This window comes from Brevibacillus sp. FW306-2-1A-C05A (genome assembly GCF_058781555.1).
The window spans coordinates 1-20,134 of the sequence record NZ_JBYSWV010000044.1 but is presented as its reverse complement, the minus strand read 5'-3'; the positions used below and the strand labels follow the sequence as shown (position 1 = coordinate 20,134).

At 57.6% G+C, this 20,134-nt stretch carries 20 protein-coding genes and 1 tRNA gene; 18 read left to right on the top strand and 3 right to left on the bottom strand.

The features are described 5' to 3' along the window. Window positions 1-66 precede the first annotated feature (66 nt). A complete protein-coding gene (locus AC3WJN_RS20760) occupies window positions 67-258 on the bottom strand; it encodes a hypothetical protein (RefSeq protein ID WP_005833513.1) in 192 nt (63 codons plus the stop codon). Then, entirely contained in the window at window positions 251-1,930 is a 1,680-nt protein-coding gene (locus tag AC3WJN_RS20755) for a PucR family transcriptional regulator (protein ID WP_007779641.1), read from the bottom strand. Before AC3WJN_RS20755 ends, AC3WJN_RS20760 begins: the two co-directional genes overlap by 8 nt. A gap of 165 nt (window positions 1,931-2,095) precedes the next feature. Between AC3WJN_RS20755 and AC3WJN_RS20750 the strand changes: the two genes are divergently transcribed. The 17 genes from AC3WJN_RS20750 (at window position 2,096) to AC3WJN_RS20670 (ending at window position 18,900) form a co-directional block, all read left to right on the top strand. Then, the gene (locus tag AC3WJN_RS20750) at window positions 2,096-2,299 is read left to right on the top strand and encodes a DUF3311 domain-containing protein (protein ID WP_005833510.1); all 204 of its coding nucleotides are present in this window, start codon (window positions 2,096-2,098) and stop codon (window positions 2,297-2,299) included. Beyond that, window positions 2,296-3,789, top strand: a complete 1,494-nt coding sequence (locus tag AC3WJN_RS20745; RefSeq protein ID WP_005833509.1) for a sodium:solute symporter family protein — start codon at window positions 2,296-2,298, stop codon at window positions 3,787-3,789. Before AC3WJN_RS20750 ends, AC3WJN_RS20745 begins: the two co-directional genes overlap by 4 nt. Window positions 3,790-3,828: 39 nt before the next feature. Then, window positions 3,829-5,451, top strand: coding sequence for an amidohydrolase (locus AC3WJN_RS20740; RefSeq protein WP_007779635.1), 1,623 nt, complete (start codon window positions 3,829-3,831; stop codon window positions 5,449-5,451). Then, a complete protein-coding gene (locus AC3WJN_RS20735; protein ID WP_007779632.1) occupies window positions 5,448-6,716 on the top strand; it encodes a M20 family metallo-hydrolase in 1,269 nt (422 codons plus the stop codon). The genes AC3WJN_RS20740 and AC3WJN_RS20735 overlap by 4 nt, the downstream gene beginning before the upstream one ends. A gap of 278 nt (window positions 6,717-6,994) precedes the next feature. Continuing rightward, window positions 6,995-7,852, top strand: a complete 858-nt coding sequence (locus AC3WJN_RS20730) for a carbon-nitrogen hydrolase family protein (RefSeq protein ID WP_005833506.1) — start codon at window positions 6,995-6,997, stop codon at window positions 7,850-7,852. 27 nt (window positions 7,853-7,879) lie between these two features. Then, window positions 7,880-8,548 (top strand): GNAT family N-acetyltransferase, encoded by a 669-nt coding sequence (locus AC3WJN_RS20725; protein ID WP_005833505.1) that lies wholly within the window; start codon window positions 7,880-7,882, stop codon window positions 8,546-8,548. Window positions 8,549-8,596: 48 nt separating this feature from the next. Beyond that, entirely contained in the window at window positions 8,597-9,268 is a 672-nt protein-coding gene (locus AC3WJN_RS20720; protein ID WP_005833503.1) for a GNAT family N-acetyltransferase, read from the top strand. 103 nt (window positions 9,269-9,371) lie between these two features. Then, window positions 9,372-9,617 (top strand): hypothetical protein, encoded by a 246-nt coding sequence (locus tag AC3WJN_RS20715; RefSeq protein ID WP_007779625.1) that lies wholly within the window; start codon window positions 9,372-9,374, stop codon window positions 9,615-9,617. Next, complete coding sequence (locus AC3WJN_RS20710) at window positions 9,614-10,915, top strand: sigma-54 interaction domain-containing protein (protein ID WP_007779618.1); 1,302 nt, start codon at window positions 9,614-9,616, stop codon at window positions 10,913-10,915. The genes AC3WJN_RS20715 and AC3WJN_RS20710 overlap by 4 nt, the downstream gene beginning before the upstream one ends. A gap of 151 nt (window positions 10,916-11,066) precedes the next feature. Continuing rightward, on the top strand, window positions 11,067-11,936 hold the full coding sequence (locus tag AC3WJN_RS20705) for an energy-coupling factor transporter ATPase (protein WP_007779615.1): 870 nt from the start codon (window positions 11,067-11,069) through the stop codon (window positions 11,934-11,936). Beyond that, entirely contained in the window at window positions 11,933-12,793 is an 861-nt protein-coding gene (locus AC3WJN_RS20700; protein WP_007779611.1) for an energy-coupling factor transporter ATPase, read from the top strand. Before AC3WJN_RS20705 ends, AC3WJN_RS20700 begins: the two co-directional genes overlap by 4 nt. A gap of 12 nt (window positions 12,794-12,805) precedes the next feature. Further along, the gene (locus tag AC3WJN_RS20695; RefSeq protein WP_007779607.1) at window positions 12,806-13,642 is read left to right on the top strand and encodes an energy-coupling factor transporter transmembrane component T family protein; all 837 of its coding nucleotides are present in this window, start codon (window positions 12,806-12,808) and stop codon (window positions 13,640-13,642) included. Window positions 13,643-13,703: 61 nt separating this feature from the next. Next, entirely contained in the window at window positions 13,704-14,261 is a 558-nt protein-coding gene (locus AC3WJN_RS20690; protein WP_005833497.1) for an ECF transporter S component, read from the top strand. A gap of 3 nt (window positions 14,262-14,264) precedes the next feature. Beyond that, window positions 14,265-15,224 carry a P1 family peptidase gene (locus tag AC3WJN_RS20685; RefSeq protein ID WP_007779604.1) on the top strand — a complete coding sequence of 320 codons (960 nt, stop codon included), beginning with the start codon at window positions 14,265-14,267 and terminating at the stop codon, window positions 15,222-15,224. A 52-nt stretch (window positions 15,225-15,276) separates the two neighbouring features. After that, complete coding sequence (locus AC3WJN_RS20680; protein WP_005833494.1) at window positions 15,277-16,494, top strand: M20 family metallopeptidase; 1,218 nt, start codon at window positions 15,277-15,279, stop codon at window positions 16,492-16,494. Between the two features lie 273 nt (window positions 16,495-16,767). After that, window positions 16,768-18,549, top strand: a complete 1,782-nt coding sequence (locus AC3WJN_RS20675; RefSeq protein WP_007779599.1) for a M3 family oligoendopeptidase — start codon at window positions 16,768-16,770, stop codon at window positions 18,547-18,549. A gap of 108 nt (window positions 18,550-18,657) precedes the next feature. Beyond that, a complete protein-coding gene (locus AC3WJN_RS20670; protein ID WP_005833491.1) occupies window positions 18,658-18,900 on the top strand; it encodes a hypothetical protein in 243 nt (80 codons plus the stop codon). Between the two features lie 65 nt (window positions 18,901-18,965). On the opposite strand, the gene AC3WJN_RS20665 is transcribed toward AC3WJN_RS20670, so the two are convergent. Next, window positions 18,966-19,874: a C40 family peptidase gene (locus tag AC3WJN_RS20665; protein ID WP_007779593.1), complete on the bottom strand. Its 909-nt coding sequence runs from the start codon at window positions 19,872-19,874 to the stop codon at window positions 18,966-18,968. Window positions 19,875-20,061: 187 nt separating this feature from the next. Here AC3WJN_RS20665 and AC3WJN_RS20660 point away from each other — a divergent pair. Then, a tRNA-Asp gene (locus tag AC3WJN_RS20660) sits at window positions 20,062-20,134 on the top strand.

Genomic DNA, 20,134 nt, shown 5'->3' with positions numbered 1-20,134 from the left:
AACCCGTGTCCTATGCACCATTCGTTGTGCCGGACACGGGTTTTTGGCGTGCGAAAAAGCAGACTGTTACGGGGCGGGCGGCTCGTCCTCCAACAACTCCACTTTGCTCAAAAACGACTCTTTGCTCGAAAAGATAACGCGTTCCTTGCGCGGAGCCGTAAAAAAGACGACGATGTACTGGTCGTCGATGTATTCGACGATTCCGCGTTTTTTCGGGCGTTCTCTCGTTTTCACAGGCTTGTTCAACCACTCATCCATGCAAATTCCCCCTACGTCTCTCTTTTGCCATTATACCAGCTTCCGCTTGCGGATACCCGATCGATTGCACTGTCATAGCGATGCGCAGCAGCAGTTGGTCATGGCCGTTTTCCGGGTTCAGCCCGGACAGCTCGCGGATGAGCGCCAGCCGGTACTTGATCGTATTTTTGTGGACGAACAACTGCGCGGCTGCTTCGGCATGATTGCCGTCCGCCTGCAAAAAGACTTGGAGCGTCTGCAAGAGCTGGCCGTTTTTCTCCCGGTCGTACTCCCTGATCCGGCCCAAGTATTCTCTAGCCAAAGAGGATGCTTCCGTGCCGGGCTGCTCCGCAAACAGGATGCGCTCCAGCCCGAGGTCGTGGAAGTCGACGACGACGGTGTTGGCCGCGGCGGATGCGGAACTGCCGCGCAGCGCCGTCCGAAAGCTGATTTGCGCCTCGCGGTAGCTCTGGACGATGCCTGCCCGTCCAGAATGAAAGCGGCCCAGCCCGACGAACACAGGCTGCTGCCAGGCAAACGAGCGCACGCCTTCGAGCACTTGCCGCATGCTGCCTACAGCCTCTGCGGTTTCTGCTGCGGTCGGCACGAGCAAAACGACGCGATTGTGCTGATCGAGCCCGAAGAGGATCGCCAGGTCGAGAGAAGACAGGAGAGGGCGGAGAGCTTCCAGCAAACCGTGATTTTCGGTCCAGTTTTCGATGCCTGTGCGCTCGTGCGGGGACACTCCCATGACGACGACGGTATAGTGGTCCGCGAGCTTCCAGCCGACCTCATCCGCTTTTCGCGTAAGCACGTCTTGCGCATGAATCTCGCCGCCGAGAAGAAGCTGCAAAAAATCGTTGCGGAAGCGCTGATACGTCTCGGCGACAGAGCGCATGCGCTCCATTTCCAGCGACAGCAAGGCCGCGCTTTGCTCGATGGCGACCTTTTCCCACGCGTGCAACTCCCGGTCCATTTGCCCCACAACAATCGCGCCCTGCACCTTCTGCTCGTGCAGCAGCCAGCGGATGGGATAGCCATTGGCGCTTTTGGCGAGCGGGTGCATGCCCAGATGGCGGGAAGCGGTTTGTCCAAACTTTTGGCCGATCTCCGAGTCGGCGGGGAATGCTTCGGGCGGCGACTCCCACTTCCATTTGCAGCCAGGCACTTGAATGGAGACGGGGGCTTGCAACAGGTCGTGCAGCAGTTCAGCCAGCTTGGAAACCGGATCTCCGGCGGTCAGGTGGCGATGAAACCGCTCGTAAATGGCGTGTGTGCGGTTGAGTTCGATGCGCTGTTTGTCGTTGATGTATTGCACGACGGGCACGATGACATCTGACCATGCTTTTTCCATCGGAAAAGACAGGATCGGCATTTGCCTGTTTTGCGCGTAGGCGAGGACGGCAGGGGGCAGGCTCTCGATGTAGCGGCCGAGCTTGATCGCAAGTCCCGGCGTTCCCGTCTCGACCAGTTCGTCGATCAGTCGGGTCAGCCCTTCCTCGCATGAATCTTTTTGCGTCAAAAACGGGAAGCCTGTCGTCAGCACAAATTCGCCGGGCCGCAGCCAGCGGTGCCCGTCGGGAGAGTCAAACGAAGTAACCCCGAGCAGCTCTCTGTCGAGAAACTCTTCCCCCGCCAGCACGGCGTTTTTTGCAAAGCCCCCAACCTGTATCAGTTCACGGACTGTTATCACGCTACTTCCCCCCCGGTGTTCCATTTTTTATCAGCACAAACAAAAGCTTGCTCTGTTTTCTGGTCATTTGCACAAAGGAGAAAATTGAATTTTTCGATAATAATAGAGTACATGTCCAAAGCGCGCGCAGGCAATGGGACAAATCGAGTAAACAGGGGGATTTGCATGAAAGCAAGAGATTGGCTTGGGGTCGTGCCGTTTGTCGGCATGCTTGGCGGGATACCTTTTGTCAACCGGGTGGAGCCGTATGTGCTTGGGATGCCATTTGTCCTGTTCTGGATTGTGTTGTGGGTGGTGCTGATCTCTGTCGTCATGGCGATTTTGAACAAAATCGATCCGGCGACAAAAGAGGAGGAGAGCTCATCATGAACAGCGCCCTCTTGATTATTTTTGCCTTTCTGCTGCTGGCGTTCTACTCCGGGATTCGCGCGCGACAAGGAAAAGACATGAACATGGAGCAATGGACGGTTGGCGGCAGAGGCTTTGGCTCTATCTTTATTTTCCTGTTGGTGGCGGGGGAAATTTATACGACCTTTACGTTCCTTGGCGGAAGCGGCTGGGCCTACTCCAAAGGAGCGCCTTCCTACTACGTCCTGTCCTACATCTCGCTTGCCTACGTCATTTCCTACTGGCTACTGCCTCCGATCTGGCGCTATGCCAAAGAACACAGACTCGTCTCCCAATCCGATTTTTTTGTGAGCAAATACAACAGCCCGATCCTGGGCATTCTCGTGGCCGCCGTTGGCGTCGTCGCGATCATCCCGTACCTCGTGCTGCAATTTAAAGGGCTTGGCATTATCGTCTCGGAAGCTTCTTACGGGACGATCTCGCCAGCAGCCGCTGTTTGGCTCGGCGTGATCGCGGTCACTATCTACGTGATGCTGTCCGGCATTCACGGCTCGGCCTGGACGGCAGCGATCAAGGACATCATGATCTTTTTCGTCGTCGTCTTTCTCGGGATTTACTTGCCGTACCACTACTACGGCGGCATTCAGCCGATGTTCGAAGCGGTGCAGGCGGCGAATCCGGGCTTTCTGACCTTTCCGGAAGAAGGGCTCAGCATTTCCTGGTACATTTCCACCGTACTCATTACGGTTTTCGGCTTTTATATGTGGCCGCATACGTTCGGCTCGGTCTTTTCGGCCAAGAATGAAAATGTTTTCCGCAAAAATACGATCATGCTGCCGCTCTACACCTTGATGCTCTTGTTTGTGTTTTTCGTCGGCTTTACCGCGATCCTGCAAGTTCCCGGCTTGCAAGGGGCAGACGGGGATTTGTCTTTGCTACGGCTGTCGCTTACAACGTTTGACCCGTGGATCGTCGGCATCATCGGGGCGGCGGGGCTGCTGACGGCGCTCGTGCCCGGCTCCATGCTGCTGATGACAGGGGCGACGCTTTTGGCGAAAAACGTGTACAAGGTGATGGCGCCTGCCACGACGGATGCCCAGATCGCGAAGACGGCAAAACTGCTCGTGCCAGTTATCTCTCTGGTTTCTCTCTACTTTACGCTCGGCGGCGGCGACACGCTCGTAACCTTGCTGTTGATGGGCTACAGCCTGGTGACCCAGTTGTTCCCGGCGCTGTTGTTCAGCTTGCCGAAGCAGCCCTGGGTGAACAAATACGGGGCGTTCGCCGGCATTCTCGCAGGGGTGGCGACGGTGGCTTATGTCACGGTGGCGAACGTGACGCTGGCGACAATGTTCCCGCATTGGCCGTCCGCGATTAAAGATTTGAACATCGGGGTAGTGGCGCTGCTCGTCAACATCGTCGTCATGTTTGCCGTGACAGCGGTAACGAGAAGCATGGCTGTCGGTGAGCATCAGGCGGCGAAAGCAGAAGGGACGCCTACGCTGGAATAGCGCGCAAGGCAACGTGAAAAAACGAATGGGGGAAGCAACATGGCAGATACCGTTTTTCTCAATGGACATGTGGTGACCGTGGATGCGCAGGACCGGATCGCAGAAGCGGTCGCGATCAAAGGCAACAGGATTGTCGCTGTCGGCACAACCGAACAGATCAAAAAGCTGATCGAGCCAGAGACAAACATCATCGACCTAGAAGGCAAAAGCCTTTTGCCCGGCTTTATCGACGCGCACTTGCACATCACGATCTACGGCACGAACAAGCTCGGCGTGGACTGCAAGGCGCGCGGCATCCGCTCGATCGAGGAACTGCTCGCGGCGCTCAGGGAGCGGGCGGAAACAACGCCGGAGGGCGAATGGGTGAGAGCGTGCGGGTTCGACGAAAACTTGATGATCGAGCAGCGCTATCCGACCCGTGCCGAACTGGATGCGGTGTCGGGCAAGCATCCGATCTTCGTCATGCGGACGTGCGCCCACCACAGTGTCGCAAACAGCCGGGCATTGGAGCGCGCCGGCTACGACAAACAGACGCCGGACCCGCAGGGCGGCCGGATCGACCGCGACGGGCAGGGCGAATTGACAGGCTTTTTGGTCGAGACGGCCCACATGAAAATGTTTGAGCTGGCCGCTTTTTCCGAAGCGGAGTACAAAGAGGGGCTGCGCCTCGCCTCCGAAGATTTTGTGGCGGCTGGCATCACCAGCGTTCACGACGCAGGCGGGTACGGGCCGGACAACTATCGGGCGATGCAAAAGGCGGTGCAGGCAGGCGACGTCAAGGTGCGCATTTACGCGATCATTTGCGCCCTGAATCAGTCGGAGGACTTCGTGCGGCGGATGATCGACGCGGGAATGGTCACGGGAACGGGCGACGAGCGCTTTCGCATCGGCCCGGCGAAGGTGTTTACCGATGGAGCGAGCATTGCGCCGACGATGGCGATGCGCAAGCCGTTTGACAGCCGTCCCGGCGATTGCGGAATTCTCTACTACGAACAGGACGAGTTGAATACGATTTTGGGAGAGGCACATGCCAAAGGCTTTCAGATTACCGCGCATGCCCAGGGGGATCGCGCAATCGACATGCTCTTGACCTGCTTTGAAACCGCGCTGGCCGCGCATCCGCGTAAGAACCACCGCCACCGGATCGAGCATGCGGGCGTCTCGTCGCCGGACTTGCTTGCGCGAATGGCCCGACTGGGCGTTGTGCCGATCCCGAACCCGGCGTTCATTTACGATCACGGCGATTCGTACGTCAAAAACATCGGGGAACGGGTCGGGCACATGTTTCCCGCGCGCGGGCAGGCTGATCTTGGCATCATCGCGGCAGGGGCATCGGACTGCCCGGTGACCGATTTCAACCCGCTGATCGGCATTCACGCCGCGGTCAACCGACGGAGCAAAACAGGCCAGCCAGTCGGGACCAACCAGCGCGTCACCGTCATGGAAGCGATCCGCATGTTCACCTGGAACGGCGCGTACGCCAGCTTCGAGGAGGGGATCAAGGGCAGCATTGAGCCGGGCAAGCTGGCCGATCTCGTGGTGCTGAACGGCAACATTTTGTCCCACCCGCACGAGCGCATCAAAGAACTGAAGGTCGAACAGACGATGATTGACGGCAAGATCGTTTACCAAAGTCAGGATGAGGAGGTTTTGAAGGCATGAACGTAAAAGCGAGAGTGCTTACGATCAACGAAGAGCGGCTGCGAAAGCGGATCGAAGCCTTGGCCCAGATCGGGAAAATCGGCGAGACGGGCGTATGTCGGCTGGCCCTGTCCCCGGAGGATCGCGCTGGCGTGGAGCTGGTGCGCTCCTGGATGGAGGAAGCGGGGCTGTCTGCCCGGCTGGACCACTTCGGCAACCTGATTGGGCGACTGGCTGGCCAAAACCCGGATGCGCCCGTCCTGATGATCGGCTCGCATATTGATTCCCAGCCGTACGGCGGCAGGTATGACGGCGTAATCGGCGTATTGGGCGGTCTGGAGGTCGCCCAGACGCTGCGCGAGCAAGGCATCGTCCCCAAGCAGCCAATTGAGGTAGTGGCGTTTTGCGACGAGGAAGGCTGCCGTTTTCAAAAAGGCTTGTTCGGCTCAAAAGGAATCCTCGGGCAGTTCGACCCGCAAGACCTGGAGCGCACCGACAAAAGCGGCGTGACGCGCAGGGAGGCGCTCGCAGCGTTCGGCTGCGACCCCGAGCGCCTGGCCGAATCGGTCTATCCCGCAGGCAGCATCGGCGCCTATCTGGAGCTGCACATCGAGCAAGGGCCAGTCCTCGACGATGCCAACGAGCCGATCGGCATCGTGTCGGCGATCTCGGGCCCGCTGTGGTGGACGGTCGAGTTGACGGGCTTTGCCGGACATGCCGGATCGGTGCCGATGCCGATGCGCAAAGACGCGCTGGTCGGAGCGGCCAAAGTCATTCTCGCGGTAAACGAGCTGGCCCGGCTAGACCCGGAGGCGCCGACGGTAGGCACGGTAGGCCACCTGGAGGTGTTCCCGGATTCCCGCAACATCATCCCTGAGCGGGTGCGCTTTTCCGTCGATTTGCGCGACATTGATCTCGTGCGGCGGGACGAGCGGGAAAAAGCGCTGCGCGAGGCGATTGCTCGTGCGGCGGCAGAGGGCGGCTTGCAGTACACGATTACGGAGGACACGAACAGCGACCCGCGCTATTGCGCGGACTGGATCAAGGCGATCATGCACGAGGAGAGCCGTGCGCTGGGCATTTCCGCCCGCGAACTGATGAGCGGCCCGTTCCACGATGCGCTGGCTCTTTCGTACGTGTGCGACTACGGCATGATTTTTGTCCGCTGCAAGGACGGGATCAGCCATAATCCGCAGGAGTTTTCCACCTATGAAGACATCGCGCTCGGGACGGAGCTGCTGTACAAGACGGCCTTGCGCATGAGCGGCACGAACAGCGGCATGTAAAAAGCTTCTGCCGGTACTCGCGCGCAACTCCCAGCGGGACGGTGTTTCGCTGCATGAAGGCGGTCAGTCGCCCGGTCACGAAGTACATTGCTGCACCCCCGTTTTTTTGGCGAGAGCATTTCCGCGTTTGTTGACCGAAAAAGAGTCGCCTGTCCGAAGGGGCAGGTGACTCTTCTGTTACATTTGGCCAAGTTTGCTGTGCGGCATATTGCAAGAGAGACTTTCTCGATCATTTTTGATATATTTTAGGCATATGGAAAAAAGGAAGGAAGAATGCCATGAAAATGCGTGTCTCAGCAGTGCAGTACCATCTGCATACGATACATAGCTTTGAAGATTTTGCAAATCAGGTTGAGCACTACGTCCGAAACGCCCAGGAGTACGACGCCGAGTTTTTGCTGTTTCCTGAATTGTTTACTACCCAACTCATGTCCATCGGCGACGAACACGGAAATGCTTTGCCGATCACGGCACTGCCGTCGTTCACCGAGCGGTATGTGCAGTTGTTTTCTTCCCTCGCGGCCAAGTACGACATGCACCTCATCGGCGGCACGCACATTATCGAGGAAAACGGCAAGCTGTACAACACCGCCTTTTTGTTCTATCCGGACGGACGGGTGGGCCAGCAAAAGAAAATCCACATCACGCCATGGGAAGTCAAAGGCTGGAACATGGGCGCGGGCGACTCGCTGCAAATTTTCGAGACCGACAAAGGCAAGGTCGCGCTGATTATTTGCTACGACATCGAGTTCCCCGAGTGGGTGCGCATCGCCAAGGCGCGCGGAGCGGACGTCATTTTCTGTCCGTCCTGCACCGACGACCGCCACGCTTTCCACCGCGTGCGCTACACGAGCCATGCGCGCACGATCGAAAACCAGGTGTACGTCGTTCTGACAGGGACGGTAGGCTCGCTGCCGACCGTCGACTTTATGCGTGCCAACTTCGGGCAGGCCGCGATTTTGACGCCGAACGATGTGCCGTTCCCGCCTCGCGGAGTGCTCGCCGAGGGCGAAATCAACCAGGACATGCTCGTGACCGCCGATCTCGACCTGTCGCTTTTGTACGAGGTGCGGGAAAAAGGCTCGGTCACCACCTGGCGCGACCGTCGCACAGACCTGTATCCCGATTGGAGCTAGCATCCCGCGAACGGACGGAGGATGGATATGTACCGCAAAGAGCTGTATGTGTTTGAAGGGGACAAGCCGCGCAAGGCCGTCATCCGCAACTACAACCGCTCCGACTTTTTCGAGCTGATCCAGATTCAGGCGGAAAGCTTCCCGCCGCCGTTTCCATCCGAGCTGTGGTGGAACCAGGAGCAGCTCACCAACCACATTACGCTGTTTCCCGAGGGCGCGATTTGCGTGGAGGTGGACGGCGTGCTGGCCGGCTCGATGACCGGGCTGCTCGTGCCGTTCGATCCAGCGCACCCGGAGCACCAGTGGGCGGATGTGACCGACAACGGCTACATCCGCAACCACGATCCGGACGGGGACACGCTGTACATCGTCGACATTTGCATCCGGCCGAGTCACCGCAAGCTCGGACTCGGACAGCTCATGATGCAGGCGATGTACGAGCTGGTCGTGCAAAAAGGCTTGAAGCGGCTCTTGGGCGGCGGCAGAATGCCTGGCTACGGCCGCTACGCTGGCGAGTGGACGCCAGAGCAATACGTCGAGCGCGTGGTCGCCGGAGAGGTCAAAGACCCGGTCATCACGTTTCTCATGCGCTGTGGCCGTGTGCCCGTGCAAATTGTGCCGAACTATTTGGAGGACGAAGAGTCCCGCAACTACGCCGTGCTGATGGAGTGGAAAAACCCGTTTCTGGCACGCTAGGCGACAGACGATACACCGATTTTCTCACGCTCAGGAGGATGGATCCCGATGGAATTTGTACGCATTCAACATATTGACAACCCGCTGTTTGCGAAAATGCACCGTTTGATGCAGGAAGTTTTCCCGCCAGAAGAGGTTTTGGACTACGACCTGTGGAAAGAGCCGCTCGAAGACCCGGGCATTCGCGTGTTTGTCGCGGTGCATGAAGGAGAAGTAGTCGGAGCCACCGAATACCGTTACTATCCCGACCTGAACGTCGCGATGACCGACTTTACGATTATCGGGCGGGAAGGGCTTGGTGTAGGCCGTTTTCTGGCGAGAGAGCGGCAAAAAGACCTGCTCGCGCTTGCAAAGGAAAACGGCAAGGAGCTGTACGGCATGTTTGCCGAAATTTACGATCCGTACCGCGTGGAGGAGCACAGCTTTGGCGGCATCAAGCCGATGGACCCGTTCGTGCGCCGCGAAGTTCTCTCCCACCTGGGCTACAAGCGCACGAATATCGCCTATGTGCACCCATCCTGGCAAAACGATGGCGAGGCCGTATCGGGGCTGGACCTTGGCTTCATGCCGACGAATGAAGAGCAGACGAGCCTGGAGGCAGAGTTGATCGTCACTTTCCTCAAACGCTATTACGCCGTGCTGCCGCAAAAGCCGCAAGCGTGGCTGGACATGGTGGCAGAGCTTGAGAGCAAGGAAAGCGTAGAGCTTCTCCCGATCTAAACGAATCAGACAGCACGAACCGACACTCCTGTGGAGCTACTCATCCTGGCTTCACGGGAGTTTTTCTTCTCCCATCCGATAAGGCCAGACAGGAGTGACAAGAGTGAACGTGCAAAATCTCGCATCGATTCTTCTTTACATGGCCGTCCTGTTCCATCTGCTCGGCATGAGCGGCTGGGTCCAGGCGAAGCTGTCCCAGCCGATTCAGCTCGCGACGCTCGGACTCATGCTTGCGGCTTTGTTTGCGCTGCGCAAAAAGAAGCGCAAGACGAGACGCCGGGCGAGAAAGCCGCCAGCCGAAGTGGCTGTCATGCTGGACCGGGCGGAGGAAGGGGAGGCAGGAAAATGATCGGCGACATTCACATTCAGGCGATCCTCGACGCCTCGCATGACGGCATTATCGCGGTCGACCACGACTATACGATCATTTGGGTCAACCAGAACGCGACGGAAATACTCGGCTTGCCGCCAAACGTGGTCGGGGAGAAAATTACCCGCTACATCCCCAATTCGGACATGCTGCGCATTTTGGCAACCGGAAAAAAAGAAATCGGCGACATCGCCACCGTCCTGAATCGGCAAATCATCATCAACCGACTGCCGATTGTGGTGGAAGGAGAGGTCGTCGGGGCCGTCTCGACGTTCAAGGAAATTACGGACATCCAAAAGATGGAGCTGCGCATCCGCAAGCAAAGCATGGAAAGCGGGCTGGAAGCCAAGTTTCGGCTGGAGGATATCGTCGGCCAGTCCAAAGCGATGCGCGAGGCGAAGGAATGGGCAGAAACTTTTGCCAGAACGGATGCCACCGTGCTGATCCAGGGCGAGACCGGGACGGGCAAGGAGCTGTTTGCGCAGGGCATTCATTTGAGCAGCCAGCGGGCGACAGGCCCGTTTATCGCGGTCAATTGCGCCGCGCTCCCCGGAAACCTGCTGGAAAGCGAGCTGTTCGGATACGAGGAAGGGGCGTTTACAGGCGCGCGCAAAGGCGGGAAGCCCGGCCTGTTCGAGCTGGCGCACGGCGGAACACTGTTTCTCGACGAGATCGGGGAAATGTCGATCACGATCCAGGCGTTGCTGCTGCGCGTCCTCCAGGAGAAAAAGGTGCGCCGGATCAGCGGCGAGCGGATCGTCCCGGTCGATGTGCGGATTATCGCGGCGACCAACCGCAATCTGGAACAACTGATGGCGGAAAAGCTGTTTCGCTCGGACCTGTACTACCGGCTGAACGTGCTGACGCTGGAGCTGCCGCCGTTGCGCGAGCGCACGGAAGACATCCTGCTGTTGATGGAGGCGATCATGGAGGAAATCGCGCAGCGCGGCGACAGGCGACTACAGGGAGTGGACGAGTCTGTGTACCGGTTTCTTGCGCAATACGACTGGCCGGGCAATGTCCGCGAGCTGCGCAATGTGGTCGAACGCATGGTGCTGCTGTGCAAAAGCGACCGTCTCGGACTGGAGGACACGTTGTTTTTGGCGAAAAAGCTCGCCCAGCGCAACGCCTTCCGGCAGCAGGAGCAAGACGAAGCAGAGGTAATCAGGAAGGTTTTGGAAATGACAAAGGGAAACAAGGGCGAGGCAGCGAAGTTGTTGGGGATGGATCGCACGACTCTGTGGAGAAAAATGAAGAAATATGGCGAAGTAGACTGATGTTGCAACAGCAACGAAAATGATGCGGATTGCAACAGAAGATTCATCTTTGAAGTCTGAAATTTACAGAAAATTAAAAACATAATGACTTGGCACGGGAGTTGCTTGCATATGGCTATAAGACGCACACCCGTGGAAAGGGAGGGAACACATGTCTACACAACCGATCATCCGTGTCGAAAACGTTTCGTTTGCCTATCAGGTGAGCCAGGATCAGCAGATTCCGGTGCTGCAAAACGTCTCCCTTGAAGTGTATCCCGGCGAGTATGTCGCCATTATCGGGCACAATGGGTCCGGCAAATCGACGTTGTCCAAACACCTCAACGGCATTTTGACGCCAAAGGAAGGCAACGTCTTTGTCAACGGCATCAATACGAAGGAAAAAGAGCGGATTCACGAAGTGCGAAGCCGCGTGGGAATGGTCTTTCAGCATCCGGATAACCAGATTGTCGCCACCATCGTCGAGGACGACGTGGCCTTTGGGCTGGAAAACATCGGGACGAGTGTGGAGGAAATGCGGGAACGGGTCGATTTTGCGCTGGAGGCAGTCGGAATGAGCGCCTTTCGCCATCGGCCGCCGCACCATCTGTCGGGCGGGCAAAAGCAGCGGATCGCGATTGCCGGCATTCTCGCCATGAAGCCGCAATGCCTCGTTCTCGATGAAGCGACGAGTATGCTGGACAGCTACGGCAGGCAGGACATTCTCGCCGTCGTCCGCAAGCTGCACCGCGAAGGAATGACGATCGTGACCGTTACGCACCACATGTCAGAGGTGACGGAGGCGGATCGGGTCATCGTGATGGAGAGCGGCAAAATCGTGCTGGAAGGTACGCCGCGGGAAGTGTTCGCGCATCAGGACAGGCTGCGCGAGCTTCACCTCGACGTGCCGGACGCAAGCCGAATAGCTGCGCTCGTCCATGCCGAGCTGCCCGCTTTTTCCCCGGACCTGATCCACAATGCAGAAGTGGTGGCAGAGGTCGACCGTTTGTACGTCAGACAGGCGGAGGCGAGCGGCTCATGACGCAACCGATTGTCGATGTGCAAAAGCTGTCGCATGTGTACATGCAAGGAACGCCGCTCGCGCACGCGGCGTTGCAGGAAGTCAGCCTGCAGGCGAACGCGGGCGAATGCCTGGCGATTATCGGGCATACGGGTTCGGGCAAGTCGACCTTGATCCAGCATTTCAACGGGCTGATCCGCCCGCAGTCAGGGACGGTCATCGTGAACGGCATAGACGTATCCCAGCCGAAAATAGACATCCGGGCGCTGCGCAGGCAAGTAGGGCTGGTGTTCCAAAACCCCGAGGACCAGTTGTTCGAAAAGCTGGTCGGAGACGATGTCGCCTACGGCCCGTTCAAGATGGGACTGCCGCTGGAAGAGGTGAAAAACCGGGTGAAATGGGCGATGGACCTCGTCGGCCTGGACTTTCAGGAGATGAAGGATCGTCCCACCTACGCCCTGAGCGGCGGGCAAAAGCGCAAGGTCGCGCTCGCTGGCGTCCTGTCGCTGCAGCCGAAGGTGCTGGTGCTCGACGAGCCGACAGCCGGACTGGACCCGCGCTCCCGGCTGGAGCTGCTGGAGCGGATCAAACGGCTGAATCGCGAAGAAGGGCTTACCGTCATCTTCGTCTCGCACAACATGGAGGAAGTCGCGCAGCTCGCTGACCGCGTGTACGTCATGGCTAACGGGCAAGCCGTCTGCGAAGGGACCCCGCGGCATATTTTCGGCAATCAGGAGCTGTTGCGCGAGCACCATATCGGCACGCCGGAATCGGTCGATATATTGTACCGCTTGCGCGAACGCGGCTACCCGATTGATCCGAAAGCCTACTTGCCGGAAGAGACTGCGTATGAAATCTTGAAGCTGATCCAGCGCTAGGGAGGGGAGCACATGTCAGCGGAATTTGAATTGACGCGCAATATTACCATCGGACAGTATTTGCCGACTGCTTCTGTCGTGCATCGGCTGGACCCGCGGTTCAAGCTCGGCGCTTTTGCCATCATGATCGTCGCGATCGCCATCTGCAATACATATGTGGGCAACCTGTTTGCGCTGGCGATCTGCCTGTGGCTGTTCCACGTATCGAAAATCCCGCTGCACTACGGCATCTCCGGGATCAAGCCGGCCGTTCCGTTCATCGTTATTTTGGCGATCATGCAGCTTTTGTTTTACGGCGAGATCGCAAACGGCGGCACGATCTACTTCCAGTACGGCTTCATCACCATATCGAGCGAGAGCATCCGGCTCGTCATCGTCTCCGCCATGCGCTTTGTCGAGGTGATTTTTCTCTCCAGCGTGCTGACGCTCTCCACCTCGACGACGGAACTGACGCACGGGATGGAGCGGCTGCTCGGTCCGTTGGAAAAAGTCAAGTTTCCGGTCCATGCGTTTGCGCTCATCATCACCATCGCCATTCGCTTCGTCCCGACGTTTGCGATGGAGATGGAAAAAATGATGAAGGCACAGGCGTCCCGCGGCGCCGACTTCGGCACAGGCGAGTGGTGGCGGATCGTGCAGCGGACGAAAGACATGTTTCCGATCATCATCCCGTTGTTCAACGTGGCGCTGTCCAGAGCCGAAGACCTGATTTTGGCGATGGAAGCGAGATGCTATACGCCAGGTGCGGCCCGGACGCGCTACACCCAGTACAAGGCGAAGGGCGGCGATTATGCCGCACTGCTGGCAAGCGTGGTCATTTCCGCAATCATGTTGGGAATACCGTGGTAGTAGGCGGGAGTTCTCCCTTCTGGGGATTCCATATATCGCTTGGCAAAAAGGAGGAGTAGGCATGGAAAAAGGATTGACCGTACGCAAGATCGTCATTGCAGGGGTGCTCGGAGCGATCGCGATTTTGCTCGGGGTCACGCGGCTCGGCTACATCCCCGTTCCGACGGCGGCTGGCAACGCCACCATCATGCACATCCCGGCCATCATCGGCGGCATCATGGAGGGCTGGGGCGTCGGTATGATTATTGGTCTCATTTTTGGAGTATCTTCCTTCCTGAACGCCACTGTGCCGCTGTTCAAAGATCCGCTGGTCGCGATCCTGCCGCGCCTGTTTATCGGGGTGACGGCGTACTTGACCTACGTCGGCCTGCGAAACGTCAACCAGTACCTGGCGATTGGCGCAGCCGGCTTTATCGGGGCGCTGACCAACACGATTCTCGTTCTCGGGATGGCGGTCATTCGCGGGTACATGCCGTTTGGCGTCGCGGCGACGGTTGCCGTGACAAACGGCCTGCCGGAAGCGGTCGTCTCGGTCATCGTGACGTTGGCGGTAGTCGCGGCGTGGAAAAAGCTGGGAAGTTCCGGGAGACAAAAATCGAAAATTTCAGGAGACTTGTAAGCCATGACAGGAACCATTGTCGATGTGCCCGGCATTCGCGTCGGGCATGCGCAAAATGAAGCAGCGCTGACGGGTTGCAGTGTCGTGTTGCTGGAAAAGCCGTCTGTGTGCGGCGTGGATGTCCGGGGTTCTGCCCCGGGCACCCGCGAGACGGATTTGCTGGACCCTCTCAATCTGGTCAGCGTCGTCCACGCCATCTGCCTGTCCGGTGGCAGTGCCTACGGCCTGGACGCGGCCTCAGGCGTGATGCAGTATTTGGAGGAAAAGGGCATCGGGCTGGACGTAGGCTACGGCGTCGTCCCGATTGTCCCGGCCGCCGTCCTGTTCGATTTGGCAGTCGGCGATTACCGGGTGCGGCCGGATCGGCAGATGGGCTATCAGGCGGCGCTGGCAGCAAGCTCGGAGACTGTCGCCCAAGGGAATGTCGGCGCGGGTACGGGCGCTTCCGTCGGCAAGCTGAACGGGTTTGCCCATGCGATGAAAAGCGGCCTCGGCAGCGCGTCGCTGACTTTGCCGAGCGGACTGGTCATCGGCGCACTGGTCGCGGTCAATGCGGTCGGTCATGTCATGGAGCCGAAGACAGGGGTCATTCTCGCCGGGCCGCGCGATGAGCGGGGGGAGATTCGAGACAGCATGGACATGATGCTCCAGCATGCTTTTTCGCCGATTCCTCCGGGCACGAACACGACGATTGCCGTCGTCGCCAGCAATGCGAAGCTGACCAAGGCCCAGGCGCAAAAGGTTGCGCAAATGGCGCACGACGGGCTTGCCCGCACCATTCGCCCGATTCATACGATGTACGATGGCGACACGATTTTTGCCGTCGCCACCGATGAAGTAGGGGCGGCGGTCGATCTCGTCGGGGCGCTGTCGGCGGATGTGCTTGCCGAGGCCGTGATTCAGGCTGTCAAGGCGGCAAAGGAAGCGGGCGGCCTTCCGGCGTGGAGCAGTTACGACAGTTGACGCTTCGGCAGCTTTCTTTTCCACACATAGGAACGGATGGGAGGACGGGCAGATGAGTCAAGTAATATCCTTTGTTGACGAGCAAGAGGTTGTGCGTTTGACGCAGGAGCTGGTGCGGATTCCGAGTGTGTTTCGTCCGGAGCAGGCGGGGGCGAACGAGGAGCGGGTCGCCTTGTTTGTGGCCGACTATTTGCGCAAGATGGGGCTGCAAGTTTTTTATGAGGAAGTCGTGCCCGGCAGGCCCAACGTCATCGCTTTTTACGACTCCGGGAGACCGGGGAAAACGCTGCTGTTCGAAGCGCATACCGATGTCGTGACCGAAGGCGACCGGGATGCCTGGAGCTACGATCCGTTCGGAGCAGCCATTTCCGGCGGCCGCATCTACGGACGTGGCTCTTGCGACACAAAAGGAAACCTCGCTGCCGCCATTTGCGCGGTCAAGGCCATCCAGCGCTCCAAGGAGGCGTTCGCCGGAAAAATTTTGCTGTGCATCCCGTGCGACGAGGAAGGCATGATGATCGGGATCAAAGACTTTATCCGCAAAGGCTGGGCGCAAGGGGTTGACGCCGCGATCATCTGCGAGCCGGAGGAAAACCAGCTTTGCGTCACGCAAAAAGGAGCGATGCGGGCGATCTTGCGCACGTACGGCAAAATGGCGCACGGAGCGATGCCGCTGACCGGAATCAATCCGAACACGCGGATGGCCCGGGCGATCGTCGCCCTCGAGGAGCTGGAGCGGAGGGAAATGGCGCGGCTTGGCGAACACCCGATGCTTGGCTGGCCGAGCATCACGCCTACGATTGTGCAGGCGCCTGTCAAGGGCGATGCCCAGATCAACGTCGTGCCGGACCAGTGCATGACGACGCTCGATATTCGAACCGTCCCGGGTCAGGACCACGAGCAGTTGCACGGCGAAATGCAGGCGATCCTCGAAGCGCTGGCCCGCGAGGACGACAAGTTCAGGGCGACGCTGGAAGTGATCGAGGAGCGGCCGTGGACGTTGACCGGAATGGAGGAGGAAGTCGTGACTTCGGTAGCCAGCGCGTATCGGGAAATTACGAAAAGAGAGCCTGTCTACAACGGCGTGCCCGGCGCGACAGACGGCACCTTTTTGCACAAGGCCGGCATTCCGATCTTGACGACGGGGGCGGGCGATCGCCACATTCCCCATCATGCCGACGAGTACGTGGACATTGACCAGTTGGTCGAATCGACGCAACTGTTTGCCTTGTCTGCCCTGACGTTTTTGACGCAGCCTGTCCGGGCGTGACGGAAAAGACGGACTTTGCCCAAGCGCGCGGCAAAGTCTTTTTTCGCGTGCAGGCACTTAAAGAAGCACGGGAGCAAGCCTGTCTGCCTCGGCTCTTGGCTTGGCAAAACTTGCAGTCACGGCGCAAAGACTGTAACTTTTCCCCTGCAAGTCGCGTCTTACCATTTTGTGAGAGCATTGTTTTTATAAAAACTTGCTTAATCTATCCAAATTTTTTTACAATAGAGTCTGTTACATAGAATACATAGGCAAGATGAGAGGGAGGCCGGACCCATGAATATGCGCTGGAACTTGGACGTTTTGTACACGTCGTTCGACTCGCCAAAGTGCAAGCAAGACTGGGAAAAACTATGCCGGGAGATGGACGAGGTAAAAAGCTGGGCAGCCTCAAGCCTGCAAACGACCGATGACGCCGTCCAGAAAATGGAGGCGTACATTACCCGGATGACTTCGATTTTGCAGACCCAATACCGCCTGTACGCGTTTGGCGAGCTGACGGCAAGCGTGGACGCGAAAAACGAAAAAGCGCTGCAATTCATCGAAAAAGTGCAGGAGCAGTCCGTCGAGCTGGTAGAGCCGGGCGTGCTGTTCCAAAAATGGCTCGGCCAACTGGACAATTTGAGCGAGCTGATTAGCCAGTCCGAGCTGCTGGAAACGCATCGCTTCATGCTGACCGAATTGTCCGAGAAGAGCAAGTACATGCTCAGCGAAAAAGAAGAAATCATTTTGGCGAAAATGAAAAACACAGGCTCCAACGCCTGGACGAAGCTGCAGGAAATGCTGACCTCGACGCTCTTGGTAGACATCACCATCGACGGAGAGGCCAAACAGCTTCCGCTGCCTGTCGTGCGCAACATGGCGCATGAAAAAGACGCCGAGCTGCGCAAGGCGGCTTACGAGGCAGAGCTTGCCGCTTACAAAAAGATCGAGGAATCGTCAGCGGCGAGCTTGAACGGGATCAAGGGAGAAGTCATCACCGTAGCCAAGCTTCGCGGCTATGAGTCGCCGCTGGAAAAAACATTGCTCGACTCGCGCATGGACAAGGCGACGTTGGACGCGATGCTTGCCGCGATGAAGGAAAGCTTGCCGGCCTTTACGAAGTACTTCCGGGCAAAAGCAAAGCTGCTCGGACACGAAAACGGCTTGCCGTTCTACGACCTGTTTGCTCCGGTGGGCGAAGCCGACATGCGCTTTACGTATCAGGAAGCGCGCGACTTTATTGTCAAGCACTTTGGTAGCTTTAGCGAAAAGCTGGCGAATTATGCCGCCCGCGCTTTTGACAACCAGTGGATTGACGCCGAGACTCGCGAAGGCAAGCGCGGCGGAGCGTTTTGCTACAACCTGCACATGGTCGGGGAGAGCCGGATCATGGCGAACTACACAGGCAGCTACAACGACGTCAGCACGTTGGCACACGAGCTGGGACACGGCTACCATGGCGAATGTCTCGTGCAGGAAGCGTTCTACAACAGCGATTACCCGATGCCGATCGCGGAAACCGCGTCGATTTTGTGTGAGACGATCATTGCCAAGGCCGCTTTGGCCCAGGCGACCCCAGAGGAAGCCTTTTCCATTCTGGAAAACGACATCTCCGGCGCAAGCCAGGTCATTGTCGATATTTACAGCCGCTACCTGTTTGAAACGGCCGTCTTTGCCCGCCGCGCAGAAGGCTCCCTGTCTGTCAACGAGCTGAAGGAACTGATGCTGCAAGCGCAAAAGGACGCCTACGGAGAGGGGCTTGACCATGCTGTGCTGCACCCGTACATGTGGGTGTGCAAGCCGCATTACTACAGTGCCGATTTCAACTTCTACAACTTCCCGTACGCCTTTGGCTTGCTGTTCGCAAAAGGCTTGTACGCCGAGTACGTGAAGCGCGGCGAAGCGTTTGTCCAGCAGTATGACGAGCTTTTGTCTGTCACAGGCAAAATGAGCATTGCCGATGTGGCCGCGATCATGGACGTCGACGTGCGCTCGGTTGACTTCTGGCGCAACTCGCTTGCGCTGATTGCCAAAGATATTGATACGTTTGTGGAGCTGGCCGCTGCGCGTGCGTAAAGCCCACAGCCCACAGGAAAAAACGTCCGATCGTCATGTCGGGCGTTTTTTTGCGCATAGCAACGAACCGACCGGGAGAAAGTAAGAAAAAACAAATGAGGTGATTACGTGGTAAACGGATTGCAGTTACTCGACCTACTACGGGAAACAGAGAACAAAATGCTGCATCTACATAGAGCCATAGACAGAGTCAGCAGCGAACCTGATTTCAAAGAGTCGGTCAGCGTTCTCACCGTAGTTGTGCGCGATTACCAGCTTCAGCTCGACAAGATGAAGCAGGCTTTGGGCAAAATCGAAATTGGGGCCAACCAGACACCTCCCCAGGCCGGACACAACACGGAAATTCATTGATACGAACTCACAGGAAAACAGCCCACAACCTGGTGACAGGTGTGGGCCGTTTTTTCGGGGGATTGCTACTGGAATTCGGCGTAGCGCTTGACGCCGTAGAACGGATACAGCTTGTGCATGTACTCCACCTTGCCGTAGCGAACGTCTTCGCCGTTTGCATGGACGATGGTGCCATTGCCCAAGTAGATCGCTACGTGGGACACGCGTCCTTTTCCGAGCGAATCGTAAAACAGCAGGTCGCCCGGCTGCGCTTGCTCGAGCGGAATGGATACGCCCCCGCGGAATTGATCCTCGGATGTACGCGGAAGTGTAACCCCGAGGCGGCTAAATACGTATGAAGTAAAGCCGCTGCAATCAAATCCGTCCGGTGTGGTTCCTCCGAGCACATACGGAGTTTTGAGCAGTGGTTCAAAGATCGATTCGAGACGGTGCAGGCTTGCGGAATCGACATCGCCTGCGAACGCAACGTCAGGGGCGAGCTTTGGACTCAAGTAAGCGGAGAAGACGTAGGCTTCATCATCTTCGAACTCGATTTTGGTCCACTCGCTGCCAGTCTCGACGACTTCAACCACGTCACCGAACTTCAGCTTGCCTAAAATTCTCGCATCCGTCGACGCTTTTTTGCGCACATTCAGCACGTCTACCGTCACGCGCGCTTTTTCGCCAGCCGTCAGTTCTTCCGGCTCGTTGTTGGCGGAGTCAATCGAGGCGGCTAAGACATCGAGAGGGACGTCGGCTGCACCGCCTGTCGACAGGCTGCCTTCAGGCAAGGACAAAGTCTGGCCAATCGACAGTTGATCGCTTTTCAGTTGGTTCACTTGCATGAGCTGGCTGACCGTAGTCTGGTGCTCACGGGCAATTTTGCTCAACGTGTCCCCTGCTGATACTACATACACTCCAGAGGCGGCGTGAGCAGCAGTAGGCAGCAGAGTGAAGAGGGCGAGGGAGGTGAGTAGCTTCGAAGTAAGTTTCATATCATCGTCTCCACCAATCTACTATTTTCTGCATATCTAGATAAAATTCTAGCGGATTTTCAATGGTAAATCTATGAAAAAATGATGTAGAAAAAAAGATTTCAAAAACTATTGCAAAGTTGGTAGAAGACATGCTATATTACAGAAGTGCCCACGAGAGTGAGCAAAAGTTGGAAATAAACCACATGGAGCTGTGGTGAAGTTGGAGTTCACGCCGGTCTGTCACACCGGAGGTCGCGGGTTCGAGTCCCGTCAGCTCC